Origin of the sequence: Microbacterium sp. (assembly GCF_052102115.1) — a bacterium.
Lineage (GTDB): Bacteria > Actinomycetota > Actinomycetes > Actinomycetales > Microbacteriaceae > Microbacterium.
Map to the genome: position 1 here is coordinate 1 of NZ_JBQDVP010000050.1, position 12,245 is coordinate 12,245.

At 66.2% G+C, this 12,245-nt stretch carries 12 protein-coding genes and 2 tRNA genes; 2 read left to right on the forward strand and 12 right to left on the reverse strand.

The window, feature by feature from the left end:
* A partial coding sequence (locus ACTICP_RS13200) for a trigger factor (RefSeq protein WP_441893082.1) occupies positions 1–371 on the reverse strand: 371 nt, incomplete at its 3' end.
* A 60-nt stretch (positions 372–431) separates the two neighbouring features.
* Positions 432–508 (reverse strand) — tRNA-Pro (locus ACTICP_RS13205).
* A 104-nt stretch (positions 509–612) separates the two neighbouring features.
* Here ACTICP_RS13205 and ACTICP_RS13210 point away from each other — a divergent pair.
* Positions 613–686: transfer RNA gene (locus ACTICP_RS13210), tRNA-Gly, on the forward strand.
* 24 nt (positions 687–710) lie between these two features.
* Positions 711–1,919, forward strand: coding sequence for a hypothetical protein (locus ACTICP_RS13215; protein WP_441893084.1), 1,209 nt, complete (start codon positions 711–713; stop codon positions 1,917–1,919).
* 31 nt (positions 1,920–1,950) lie between these two features.
* On the opposite strand, the gene ACTICP_RS13220 is transcribed toward ACTICP_RS13215, so the two are convergent.
* The 10 genes from ACTICP_RS13220 to uvrA form a co-directional block, all read right to left on the reverse strand.
* Entirely contained in the window at positions 1,951–2,307 is a 357-nt protein-coding gene (locus tag ACTICP_RS13220) for an RNA polymerase-binding protein RbpA (protein ID WP_441893086.1), read from the reverse strand.
* Between the two features lies 1 nt (position 2,308).
* Complete coding sequence (secG, locus tag ACTICP_RS13225; protein WP_441893088.1) at positions 2,309–2,557, reverse strand: preprotein translocase subunit SecG; 249 nt, start codon at positions 2,555–2,557, stop codon at positions 2,309–2,311.
* Between the two features lie 83 nt (positions 2,558–2,640).
* Complete coding sequence (gene tpiA / locus ACTICP_RS13230; protein ID WP_441893090.1) at positions 2,641–3,432, reverse strand: triose-phosphate isomerase; 792 nt, start codon at positions 3,430–3,432, stop codon at positions 2,641–2,643.
* The gene (locus ACTICP_RS13235) at positions 3,423–4,637 is read right to left on the reverse strand and encodes a phosphoglycerate kinase (RefSeq protein WP_441893092.1); all 1,215 of its coding nucleotides are present in this window, start codon (positions 4,635–4,637) and stop codon (positions 3,423–3,425) included. The genes tpiA and ACTICP_RS13235 overlap by 10 nt, the downstream gene beginning before the upstream one ends.
* 7 nt (positions 4,638–4,644) lie before the next feature.
* Positions 4,645–5,655, reverse strand: a complete 1,011-nt coding sequence (gene gap, locus ACTICP_RS13240) for a type I glyceraldehyde-3-phosphate dehydrogenase (protein ID WP_441893094.1) — start codon at positions 5,653–5,655, stop codon at positions 4,645–4,647.
* A gap of 100 nt (positions 5,656–5,755) precedes the next feature.
* A complete protein-coding gene (locus tag ACTICP_RS13245; protein WP_441893096.1) occupies positions 5,756–6,382 on the reverse strand; it encodes a superoxide dismutase in 627 nt (208 codons plus the stop codon).
* Between the two features lie 142 nt (positions 6,383–6,524).
* Entirely contained in the window at positions 6,525–7,502 is a 978-nt protein-coding gene (gene whiA / locus ACTICP_RS13250) for a DNA-binding protein WhiA (protein ID WP_441893098.1), read from the reverse strand.
* A gap of 73 nt (positions 7,503–7,575) precedes the next feature.
* Positions 7,576–8,448: an RNase adapter RapZ gene (rapZ, locus tag ACTICP_RS13255; RefSeq protein ID WP_441893100.1), complete on the reverse strand. Its 873-nt coding sequence runs from the start codon at positions 8,446–8,448 to the stop codon at positions 7,576–7,578.
* 31 nt (positions 8,449–8,479) lie between these two features.
* Positions 8,480–10,384 (reverse strand): excinuclease ABC subunit UvrC, encoded by a 1,905-nt coding sequence (gene uvrC, locus ACTICP_RS13260; protein WP_441893102.1) that lies wholly within the window; start codon positions 10,382–10,384, stop codon positions 8,480–8,482.
* On the reverse strand, positions 10,384–12,245 hold a 1,862-nt coding region (gene uvrA, locus ACTICP_RS13265; protein ID WP_441893104.1), incomplete at its 5' end, for an excinuclease ABC subunit UvrA. The genes uvrA and uvrC, both read right to left, overlap by 1 nt.

Below are 12,245 nucleotides of genomic sequence, written 5' to 3' on the forward strand. Positions count from 1 at the left end.
GGCACCTCGATCTCGGGGCGCACGTCCACCTCGACCTCGACGATCAGGTCGCCGGAGAAGTCCTTCTCGTTCGGCCACTGGGTGATGTCGGCCGACGGACGGCCGACCACGCGAAGATTGTGCTCGCCCGCGGCCTCGCGGAAGAACTTGTCGAGGCCCTCGTTGACGGCGTGCTCGATGACCGCACCGCGGCCGATGCGCTGATCGATGATCGGCGCCGGGACCTTGCCCTTGCGGAAGCCGGGGATCTGGACGTCCTGAGCGATGTGCTCGTACGCGTGCGCGACGCTGGGCTTGAGGTCGTCCGGGGTGACCGTGATGGTGACCTTGGCCCGGGTCGGGGTCAGCTTCTCAACGGTGCTGTTCGCCATGCTGGTGTGTTCTCCTTTGGGTTTCCGCGCAAGACACGCGGCCGGAAGTTCGTGGGGCCGTGGTCGGGGCGACAGGATTTGAACCTGCGACTTCCCGCTCCCAAAGCGGGCGCTCTACCAAGCTGAGCTACGCCCCGGTTGAACCCGCGCGGGGAAACGGCCTCCCCGAGTCTAACGGACGGGAGCCGGCGCAACGTCCGCTATGCTTTACAGGTCGGTTCGGAACCTCGTGTTCCGCTCCGGGGATGTAGCTCAATGGTAGAGCCTCAGTCTTCCAAACTGATGGTGCGGGTTCGATTCCCGTCATCCCCTCCACTCCCCCCTTTCAGAGGAGATGGCATGACGATGTCACCGCTTCCTCCCGCCGGGTCCCACCAGCTCGGTTCTGCTTTCGGCGGCGTCAGCGAGCCGGCTCAGGGCGCCCCCGGAAAGACGCGCCGCCGGCACACGAAACTGATCTTCACCGCCCTCGGCGTCATCGTGCTCGCTGCCGTGTGCGCCGGCGTCCAGTGGGGCGCGAATGTCGGGTATGACGCGGCACTCGAGTCATTCGATGATGCCGCAGCCGACGCCGAGTCGAGTCAGGCCGAGCTCGCCGAAGTTCTCACGGGTCTCATCGAGACCTCCGAGACCGCGACGATCATCCAGGATGCCGATACCGGGAACCTCATGGATGCCGCCAGTCGTGACGCTTTCGACGCCGCGGTCGGCGAGGCGACGGAAGCTGAGGAAACGGCCACGGAGCTGGCGGAGGATCAGGTCCCCGCGGCTGATGAGAAGCCGGGTTGGCCGTGGGAGCTGTTCGGCGAGACGGCGCAGCTGAACGAGGACCGCGATCACGCATCCGAGCAGCGCAGCGCGTTCGATTCGTCTCGCGACGATCTGTCCGCAGCTGCAACTGCCGTCGAAGAAGCCGGGATGACGGCGGTGCAGTCCGCCGCAGACGCAGCCGATGCCTTCGAGGCCGACCACGTATCTGCACGGAATCTCGACATCATCTCGCTGCGCACCGCTGCTGAGTGGTTGAGCGACGCCACGCTGCTGGATACCTCGACGGCGGATGCCTACGTCGACCTCGAGCTGGCGGCCGTCGACATGCTCTCCTCCGAACAGGAGGAGATCGCCGAGAAGCAGGGCGCGCTGCATCAGGCGCGGATCGAGGTCGAGGCGTTCGCCCGCGAGCTCGCCCCCGACGTGCTGCTCGACTTCGATTGGTCACCGATCGTCAACGGCTACGGCGAGGGCAGCAGCATGGCCGGGTACGCGACCTGGTGGTACAGCGACCCGGGCTACGCGAACATCGAGCTGACCGACTCGGTGGCCCAGGAGTGGCCGAATGACCGAAGCCGCGCGCTCGTGGCGCACGAAGTCGGCCACGCCATCAGCGTCAAATGCGAGGGCATGTACGACGACTCGAATCAGGAGACGATCGAGGCCTGGGCGACGGCGTGGGCGATCAGCATGGGCTACCACGACGTCGCCAACGGCACCTCGGCGTACGGTGCTCCCCCGCAGTCGCTGATCGATGCAGCGGCGGGCTGCCGCTGATCGGCACGTCACCGATCAGGCGGTTACCTGATCAGGCCTGTCCGCGACGCTCACGAAGTTGCGCGAGCGCCTCGTCGAGCAGCTCTGTCGCCTCGTCGTCGGTGCGACGTTCCTTCACATACGCGAGGTGCGTCTTGTACGGCTCGTTCTTCGCGAGCTCCGGGGGGTTGGCCTTGTCGCGACCTGCCGGTAAGCCCGACTGCGGGTGATCGATGGTGTCCGGGATCTCCTCATCGGGAAGACCCGCGGCGAAGTAGCGGACCGTCTCGTTGCCGAGTCCGTCCCAGTACGACACGGCGATGCGGTCGGCGTGGTAGCCGTGGTCCTGCTCGCCCATCGGTCCGGAGCCGACTCGCGTGCCGCGGATGGCATTGCCTCCAGTGGCCATGTCAGATCACCTCGAGCTTCGTGATGAGTCCCAGCGCCACGATGGCGATGAACCAGACCAGGGCCAGGACGATGGTGAATCGGTTGAGGTTCCGCTCCGCAAGGCCGGAGGAGCCGACCGCAGAGGTCATACCACCGCCGAACATGTCGGAGAGACCGCCGCCGCGGCCCTTGTGGAGAAGGATGAGGAGTGTCAGCAGGACGCTGGTGATGCCCAGCAGAACCTGCAGAACGAACTCAAGAATTGCCACGAGGGAAAGCCTTTCGATGGGGCGCACAAATGCCCGTAAACGTCCAGTATACGCAGGTGCGGGGCCGCAGCCCCGTCACCCGCTCAGACGCCGACGTGCTTCTCGAACCGGATGATCGCCGCGAAATCATCGACCACGAGGCTCGCCCCGCCGACGAGAGCGCCGTCCACATCGGGCTCGCGCATGAAGCTGGCGATGTTCGCCGCCTTCACCGAGCCGCCGTACAGAACGCGGGTGCGCGCAGCGGCATCCTCGTCCAACGTCTTCGCCAGTACGCCGCGCAGTGCCGCGCAGACGTCCTGCGCCTGCTGCGGTGTTGCCGCCTGGCCCGAACCGATCGCCCAGACCGGCTCGTATGCCACGACGACATCGGCGGATGCCGGAACATCCTTGAGCGCGGCTTCCAGCTGACCGGCGGGAACGGCACTGGCACCGAACTTCTCGAGGTCTTCCGCGGTCTCGCCGACGCAGATCACGGGGACGAGCCCGTTCTTCAGCGCCGCCTGCACCTTGGCCGCCACCACGTCGTCCGACTCGGCGTGGTACTCACGCCGCTCGGAGTGACCGATGATGACGTACTTCGCGTCGAGCTTCGCCAGGAACGCGCCCGAGACCTCACCGGTGTACGCACCGGAATCGTGGGCCGAGACGTCCTGCGCACCGAGTGCGAACGGGATCTTGTCCGCATCGATCAGCGTCTGCACGCTGCGGATGCCGGTGAAGGGAGGGAAGACCGCCACCTCAACCGATCCGTCCTCGTGCTTGGCGTCCTTGAGCGCCCAGTGCAGCTTCTGCACGAACGCGACCGCCTGCAGGTGGTCGAGATTCATCTTCCAATTTCCCGCGATCAGCGGGGTACGGGTCGTCACACCCATCCGAGCACCTCCAGGCCGGGTAGTTTCTTTCCCTCCAGGAACTCGAGGCTCGCGCCTCCGCCCGTCGAGATGTGACCGAATTGGTCATCGGCGAAGCCGAGCTGGCGCACAGCGGCCGCCGAGTCGCCGCCGCCGACCACGCCGAGGCCGTCGACCTCGGTCAGTGCCTGCGCGACGGCTTTGGTTCCCGCGGCGAATGCGGGGAATTCGAACACGCCCATCGGGCCGTTCCAGAACACAGTCTTCGAGTCGCGGATCGCCTGTGCGAAGGCCACGCCGGTCTCGGGTCCGATATCGAGACCGATTCCGGACGCGCCGAACGCGGACTGCTCGATGGCATCCGCCGCAACCGTCTCGTGCGCGGCGTCTGCCGAGAACGATTCGGCGACGACGACGTCGGTCGGCAGCACGATCTCGACACCGCGGTCAGCGGCATCTGCGAGATAGCCGCGGACCGTGTCGAGCTGGTCCTTCTCGAGAAGGCTGGATGCCACGGCGTGGCCCTGGGCGGCGAGGAAGGTGAACAGCATCCCTCCACCGACGAGGATCCGGTCGACCCGCGGCAGCAGGTGCGAGATGACGCCGAGCTTGTCGCTGACCTTCGAACCGCCGAGGACGACCGTGTAGGGGCGCTCGGGGTTCTCGGTGAGACGGTCGAGCACATCCAACTCGGTGGCGATCAGGAGGCCCGCGGCCGACGGAAGAGTCTCGGCGAGCTCGTAGACACTCGCCTGCTTGCGGTGCACGATCCCGAAGCCGTCGGAGACCAGCGCGTCGCCGAGCTTCGCAAGTTCGCCGGCGAACGCCTGGCGCTCAGTGTCGTCCTTCGAGGTTTCGCCCGCGTTGAAGCGCAGGTTCTCGATCACCGCGATCTCGCCGTTCTCGAGAGCCGCGACGGTTTCGGAGGCAGACGAGCCGACGGTGTCGGAAGCGAAGGCGACCGGCTTGCCGAGCAGTTCCGAGAGCCGCTTCGCGACCGGCTCGAGGGTGTACTGCGGGTCGGGAGCGCCGTCGGGGCGCCCGAGGTGCGAGCACACGACGACGCGCGCGCCCGCTTCGAGAAGCGTGTTCAGGGTCGGCAGCGAGGCGCGAACGCGACCATCGTCCGTTATGACGCCGTCCTTCAGGGGGACGTTCAGATCACAACGGACGATGACGCGCTTGCCCTCGAGCGAACCCAGGGATTCCAGGGTGCGCAGGGTCATGTCAGGCTCAGAGACGCTCTGCGACGTACTCGGTCAGGTCGACGAGACGGTTGGAGTAGCCCCACTCGTTGTCGTACCAGCTGGACACCTTGACCAGGTTGCCGCTGACGTTGGTCAGCTCGGAGTCGAAGATCGAGGAGTGCGGGTTGAGCTGGATGTCGCTCGACACGATCGGGTCCTCGGTGTACTCCAGGATTCCGTTCAACCGGCCGTCGGCCGCCGCCTCGCGGTACGCCGCGTTGATCTCGTCGACCGTGAGGTCGTCGCGCTCCGAGATGATCGTGAGGTCGACGATCGAGCCCGTGGGAACCGGAACGCGGTACGAGGACCCGCTCAGCTTGCCGTTGAGCTCGGGCATCACGTGCCCGATGGCCTTGGCAGCACCGGTCGACGCGGGAACGATGTTGATGGCTGCGGCACGGGCGCGACGCAGGTCGCTGTGCGGGCCGTCCTGCAGGTTCTGATCAGCCGTGTACGCGTGTGCTGTCATCATGAAGCCGCGCTCGATGCCGAACTTGTCGTTGAACACCTTCGCGAGAGGGGCGAGGCAGTTCGTGGTGCACGAGGCGTTGGAGATGATGCTGTGGTTCGCCGCGTCGTAGGTCTCTTCGTTCACGCCCATGACGAACGTGCCGTCGACGTCCGTTCCCGGAGCGGAGATGATGACCTTCTTGGCGCCACCGGCGATGTGCTTGCCAGCATCTGCGGCCTTGGTGAAGCGACCGGTCGACTCAATGACGATGTCGACGCCCAGGTCACCCCACGGGAGGTTGGCGGGATCGCGCTCTTCGAAAACCTTGATGTCCTTGCCACCGACGGTGATCACGTCACCCTTGTGCGAGACCTCGACGCCCAGCGGGCCGCCGACGGAGTCGTACTTCAGCAGGTGGGCGAGCGCTGCGTTGTCCGTGAGGTCGTTGACCGCGACGATCTCGAGGTCAGCGTTCTGTGCGAGAGCCGCACGAAGGAAATTACGTCCGATACGACCGAAGCCGTTGATACCGATCTTGACAGACACTAAGGTCTCCTGATTGTCATGCGCGGAGTGCGCGTTTTCGGGGGTTTCGTGGACAACGGCGTCCCGACGAGCATGATGTCCGCCGGGACGCCCGTCTTGATTACGACAGTACCAGCAGGCCGTTCGTCTGCTTGCGGGCGACATCGAGACGCTGGGCGACGTTCTCCCAGTTGGCGATGTTCCAGGAAGCCTTCACGTAGTCGGCCTTGACGTTCAGGTAGTCGAGGTAGAAGGCGTGCTCCCACATGTCGAGCTGGAACAGCGGGATCGTGCCCTGCGCGGTGTTCGCCTGCTGGTCGAACAGCTGCTGGATGATCAGGCGCTGGCCGATCGAGTCCCAGCTGAGGACGGCCCAGCCGGAGCCCTGGATGCCGGTCGCGGCAGCGGTGAAGTGCGCCTGGAACTTCTCGAAGGAGCCGAAGTACTCGTCGATCGCGGCCTTCAGCTCGCCCTCGGGCTGTCCGCCGCCGTTCGGCGACAGGTTCGTCCAGAAGATCGAGTGGTTGACGTGACCACCGAGGTTGAACGCGAGGTCCTTCTCGAGCTTGTTCACGTTCGCGAGGTTGCCGCTGTCGCGGGCCTCGGCGAGTGCATCCAGAGCCGTGTTCGCCCCTGCGACGTAGGTCGCGTGGTGCTTGTCGTGGTGCAGCTCCATGATCTTGCCGCTGATGTGCGGTTCCAGCGCCGCGAAGTCATAGGGGAGGTCGGGGAGCGTGTATACAGCCATGTCGCTTTTCATCCAATCCGCGCCGCGCCGCGGCGCTTGTCGGTTCCTCCGCACCATCCGAATGCGGCGCGGAGCAGACGTCTTCATCCTACTGACGACAACACGCCTCCGGCCAGGATACTTCCGTGGATGACGGGAAAATTCAGACGTCGAGCCCGGCGGGCACCGCGGATTCGGTGCCGGGCACGCCGTCCTGCTGCGCGCGCTTGTCTGCCATGGCAAGGAGGCGCCGGATGCGACCGGCGACGGCATCCTTCGTCAGCGGCGGGTCGGCGTGGTGTCCGAGCTCGTCGAGGCTCGCGTCGCGATGGGCGAGCCGGAGCTCGCCGGCGAGACGCAGGTGATCGGGAACGGTCTCGCCCAGGATCTCCAGAGCCCGCTCGACTCGTGCACAGGCCGCGACCGCCGCCTGTGCTGAGCGGCGCAGGTTCGCGTCGTCGAAGTTGACCAGACGGTTCACGCCGGCACGCACCTCACGGCGCTGACGCATCTCCTCCCACGCTGCGGCGGTCTTCTGAGCGCCCATCTGCGCGAGGATCGAGCGAATTGCCTCGCCTTCGCGCACGACCACGCGCGGCATTCCGCGCACTTCCCGAGCTTTCGCCGCCACGCCGAGGCGGTGTGCGGCGCCGACCAGAGCCATCGCTGCTTCCGAGGTCGGGCACGATACCTCGAGCATCGCCGATCGGCCCGGTTCCGAGAGAGAGCCGGCGGCGAGGAAGGCACCGCGCCACAGGCCGGCGATCTCCTCCCGCGATCCGGTGGTGAGGCGGTTGGGCAGCCCGCGGACGGGACGACGCCGCTGGTCGAGCAGGCCAGTCTGGCGGGCCAAGGTTTCCCCCGCGCCGATCACGCGAACGGCGTACCGGGCACCGTCGTGCGCAGTAGCCGACTGAACCTGCGCTATCTCGGGCCGCACGCCATAGATCTCGGCCAGATCGCGGGCGACGCGACGGGCGAGCAGATCCGCGTCGACCTCGGCCTCGACGGCGACACGGCCAGCGATGGAGTGCAGCCCGCCGGCGAACCGGAGGATCGCCGTCACTTCTGCGACGCGCACCGTCGGCGGTGCGTTGCGGATGCTGACGAGCTCAGCCTTGACATCGGTGGTAAGTGCCACAGGACTCCTTGAAAAGCTTGACGCGCCGGGTCGCGGCGCAAACAGTCAGTTTACTGGCCGCGGCCAGGACTCCTCACTCGCGACCGAGATCGCGATGCCGGACGCTCACCGCCACACCGGGGATCTGGGAGAGGCGCTTGGCGAGTTCTTCGGCCATCGCAACCGATCGGTGCTTTCCCCCGGTGCATCCGATGGCCACCGTCGAGTGCCCCTTGTTCTCGCGCTGGTAGCCCTCGAGAACCGGCACCAGTGCCTTCGCATACGCCTCGAGGAACTCGGCCGCCCCTTCTTGGGCGAGCACGTAGTCGCGCACGTTGGCGTCCTGACCGGTGAAGCCGCGCAGATCGTCGTTCCAGAACGGGTTGGGCAGGAACCGCATATCGGCGACGAGGTCCACATCGGTGGGGAGCCCGTACTTGAAGCCGAAGCTGAGGAGGGTGAGCCGGTGTCTGGCTGCACCCTTCTCGGAGAAGGTCTCGGAGACCTGCGTCGCCAGCTGATGGATGTTCAGCGATGACGTGTCGATGACGATGTCCGCCGCCTCGCGTACCAGCGTGAGCCGAGAGCGTTCGAGCCGGATGCCGTCGAGCAGCGTACCGTCCTCCTGCAGCGGATGCGGGCGGCGCACGGACTCGAACCTCCGGACGAGCACGTCGTCCGAGGCATCGAGGAAAACCACGCGCACGCTGCCCCGCGAACGGAGGGCACGAGCGACTTCGGGGAAATCATTGAACAGGTTGCGTCCGCGGACATCGACGACCGCGGCAACCTTGGGCAGCGCACCGCCACCGAGACCGGTGAGGTCGAGCAGCGGGCGCAGCATCTGCGGCGGGAGGTTGTCGACCACGTACCAGCCGAGATCCTCGAGCGCGTTCGCGACGGTCGATCGCCCCGCGCCGGACATGCCGGTGACGATGAGGAATTCGTTCTTCTCCTCGGCGGCCATCCGTACTCCCTCTCCCTGTCGAGAGACCAGCCTATCTATTCGCGAGGTGACTGTGGATGCTCTCGGCAAGGGCCGTTCCGATCCCTGGCACTTCCTGGATCTGTTCAGAGGTCGCGGCCTTGAGCGCCGCGACGGATCCGAAGTGCTTCAGCAGTGATTTGATGCGCGCGGCGCCGAGCCCCGGCACCTCTTCGAGCACCGTGCCGATGTCGCGGCGGCGACGGCGGCGCTGGTGGGTGATGGCGAATCGGTGCGCCTCGTCACGCAGACGCTGCAGCAGATACAGGGCCTCACTCGTGCGGGGCAGGATCACGGGGAAGTCGTCCCCCGGCAGCCAGATCTCCTCGAGCCGCTTCGCGATGCCGCACAGACCGATCTCGGTGTGCCCGGAGTCGCGCAGTGCGCGCGCTGCCGCCTCGACCTGGGGTTTTCCGCCGTCTACGAGGAGCAGTTGCGGCGGGTACGAGAACCTCGGCCTCTTGCGCGTGGTCACGACTTCACCGTCGGTCGCGAGCGGATCTGTGAGGACGTCGGTCTCGGGCTCGATCTCCTCGGGCCGATCCAGGTAGGCGAGCCGGCGCATGAGCACCTGGTGCATCGAGTCGGTATCGTCGGTCGTCTCGGCGATGTTGAACGACCGATATTGATCCTTGCGCGGAAGCCCGTCTTCGAACACCACCATCGATGCGACGACGTTGGTACCGCCGAGGTGCGAGATGTCGAAGCACTCGATGCGCAGCGGTGCCTCGTCGAGACCGAGCGCCTCTTGCAGGTCGGTGAGCGCCTGGGTGCGCGACACGTAGTCGCTCGTGCGCCGGGTCTTGTGCCGGATCAGCGCCTGCTGGGCGTTGAGGGTCGCCGTGCGCATGAGGTCTGCCCGCTGACCGCGATGAGCCACGGCGATCTCGACCCGCCGGCCGCGGCGCTCGCGCAGCCACACCTCGAGCTCTTCAGCGGCGTCCGGCAGCGACGGCACGAGGACGCGACGAGGCACATCGACACCCTCGCCGTACGCGCGTTGCAGCACCTGGTCGACGAGATCGGCGCCGGAGATGTCGATCTCCTTCTCGATCGTCGTCGCACGCACCCCGCGCACGCGGCCGCCGCGGATGGTGAACTGCTGCACGGTCGCCGCGAGCTCGTCTTCGGCGATGCCGAACAGATCGGCGTCCTCGTTCGCTGGCAGCACGAGAGCGCTCTTGCCCAGCACGGCCTCGATCGATGCGAGCTGGTCGCGGTACTTCGCGGCAGCCTCGTAATCCATCGCGGTCGACGCGGCGCGCATGCGCGTGGTGAGTTGTTTCGTGAACCGCTCGTCACCGCCTGCCATGAAGGCGACGAAGTCGTCGACGATCGCTCGGTGCTCCTCGATCGTCACCCTCATCGAGCACGGACCACCGCACTTGCCGATCTGACCGGGAAAGCACGGCCGACCGGTCGCCATGGCGCGCTTGTAGCTGGCGTCGCTGCAGGTGCGGATCGGGAACACCTTGATCATCAGGTCGATCGTGTCGTGCACGGCCCACACCTTCGGGTACGGACCGAAATAGCGCGCCCCCGGGATCTTCCGGTTGCGCGTGACCATCACCCGTGGCGCCTCGTCGCCGAGCGTCACTGCCATGAACGGATACGACTTGTCGTCCTTGTAGCGGACGTTGAACGGCGGATCGAACTCCTTGATCCACATGTACTCCAGCTGCAGCGAATCGACGTCGGTGGAGACGACCGTCCACTCCACCGATGATGCCGTGGTGACCATCCGTCGCGTGCGCTCGTGCAGGGTGCGCAGCGGTGCGAAGTAGTTCGACAGACGCTGCCGCAGATTCTTGGCCTTGCCGACGTACAGCACCCGGCCCTGGGCATCCAGGAACCGGTACACCCCCGGGGCCGTCGGGATCTCGCCCTGCGCAGGCTTGTACGGAAGGACGTCGGCCATCAGCTGGCCTTCCGGGCTCCGCGCCCCTCATCGAGGATCTCGGCGAGGAAGAGCCCGGTGTGACTCTCTTCGACGCGGGCGATCTGCTCCGGTGTGCCGGTCGCAAGGATCTCGCCGCCGCCCGAACCGCCTTCAGGCCCGAGGTCGATGACCCAGTCCGCCGACTTGATGACGTCGAGGTTGTGCTCGATGACAATCACCGTGTTGCCCTTGTCGACCAGGCCGCTGAGCACCTCGAGGAGCTTGCGGACGTCTTCGAAGTGCAGCCCGGTGGTCGGTTCGTCGAGCACGTAGACGCTGCGACCGTTGCTGCGACGCTGGAGCTCGGTGGCGAGCTTCACGCGCTGGGCCTCGCCGCCGGATAGAGTCGTCGCGGACTGACCGAGGCGCACGTAGCCGAGGCCGACGTCGACGAGCGTCTTCATGTAGCGGTAGATCGCCTGGATCGGCTCGAAGAACTCCGCTGCTTCTTCGATGGGCATCTCGAGGACCTCGGCGATGTTCTTGCCCTTGTAGTGCACGGCCAGGGTGTCGCGGTTGTACCGCTTGCCGTGGCAGACCTCGCAGTCGACGTACACGTCGGGCAGGAAGTTCATCTCGATCTTGATCGTGCCGTCACCGGAGCACGCCTCGCAGCGACCGCCCTTGACGTTGAAGCTGAAACGGCCGGGCTGATAGCCGCGGACCTTCGCCTCGGGCGTCTCAGCGAAGAGCGACCGGATACGGTCGAAGACGCCCGTGTAGGTCGCGGGGTTCGACCGCGGGGTGCGGCCGATCGGCGCCTGGTCGACGTGGACCACCTTGTCGAGGTTGTCGAGTCCGGTGACACGCGTGTGCTTGCCGGCGAGCGTGCGTGCGCCGTTGAGCTTGGAGGCCAGCACCCGGTAGAGGATGTCATTGACCAGCGAGGATTTGCCCGAGCCGCTCACACCGGTGACCGCGGTGAGCACACCCAGCGGGAAGTCGACCGAGACGTTCTTGAGGTTGTTCTCGCGGGCTCCGACCACAGTCAGCTGGCGCTTCCGGTCGATCTTGCGACGCTTCTTCGGCGTCGGGATCTCCCGGCGACCGGAGAGATAGTCGCCGGTCATCGACGCCGTATCGTCGAGCAGCGCCGAGTACGGCCCGGAGTGCACGACCCCGCCGCCGTTGACACCGGCGCCAGGACCGATGTCGACGACCCAGTCGGCGGATTCGATGGTCTCTTCGTCGTGCTCGACGACGATCAGGGTGTTGCCGAGGTCACGGAGCTTCTGCAGCGTCTGGATCAGGCGACGGTTGTCGCGCTGGTGCAGTCCGATGGAGGGCTCGTCGAGCACGTACAGCACGCCGGTGAGACCAGAGCCGATCTGGGTGGCCAGGCGGATGCGCTGCGCCTCACCACCCGAGAGCGAACCGGCCGAGCGACTCAGATTCAGATAGTTCAGCCCGACCTGCAGCAGGAAGTCGAGGCGAAGACGGATCTCGCGCAGCACCTGAGCCGCGATCTTGGCCTCGCGCTCGGTGAGGGTGAGGTGCTCCATGAAATCGCGGGCGTCAGCGAGGCTGAGGTGCGAGATCTCGGCGATCGAGTGCTCGTGCACCTTGACCGCGAGCACCTCCGGCTTGAGACGGTTGCCGTCGCATGCCGGGCACGGCACCTCGCGCAGGTACTCACCCCATCGCGCCCGCTGATTGTCGCTCTCGGCCTGGGCGTACTGCCGCTCGATGTACGGCACGACGCCTTCGAAACCCGAGGCGTAGCGCATCTCACGACCGTAGCGGTTCTTCCACTTGACGGTGACCTTGTAGTTGTCCCCGCGCAGCACCGCATCCTGCACATCGACGCGCAGGTCCTTCCACGGAGTGTCGAGGGAGAAGT

Coding starts and splice junctions, on each gene's coding strand:
- ACTICP_RS13220 (WP_441893086.1), bottom strand. CDS start 2,307: ATGGCCACTGGAGGCAATGCCATCCGCGGCACGCGAGTCGGCTCCGGA.
- uvrC (WP_441893102.1), bottom strand. CDS start 10,384: ATGGCCGACGTCCTTCCGTACAAGCCTGCGCAGGGCGAGATCCCGACG.
- rapZ (WP_441893100.1), bottom strand. CDS start 8,448: ATGGCCGCCGAGGAGAAGAACGAATTCCTCATCGTCACCGGCATGTCC.
- ACTICP_RS13235 (WP_441893092.1), bottom strand. CDS start 4,637: ATGACCCTGCGCACCCTGGAATCCCTGGGTTCGCTCGAGGGCAAGCGC.
- ACTICP_RS13215 (WP_441893084.1), top strand. CDS start 711: ATGACGATGTCACCGCTTCCTCCCGCCGGGTCCCACCAGCTCGGTTCT.
- tpiA (WP_441893090.1), bottom strand. CDS start 3,432: ATGGGTGTGACGACCCGTACCCCGCTGATCGCGGGAAATTGGAAGATG.
- ACTICP_RS13245 (WP_441893096.1), bottom strand. CDS start 6,382: ATGGCTGTATACACGCTCCCCGACCTCCCCTATGACTTCGCGGCGCTG.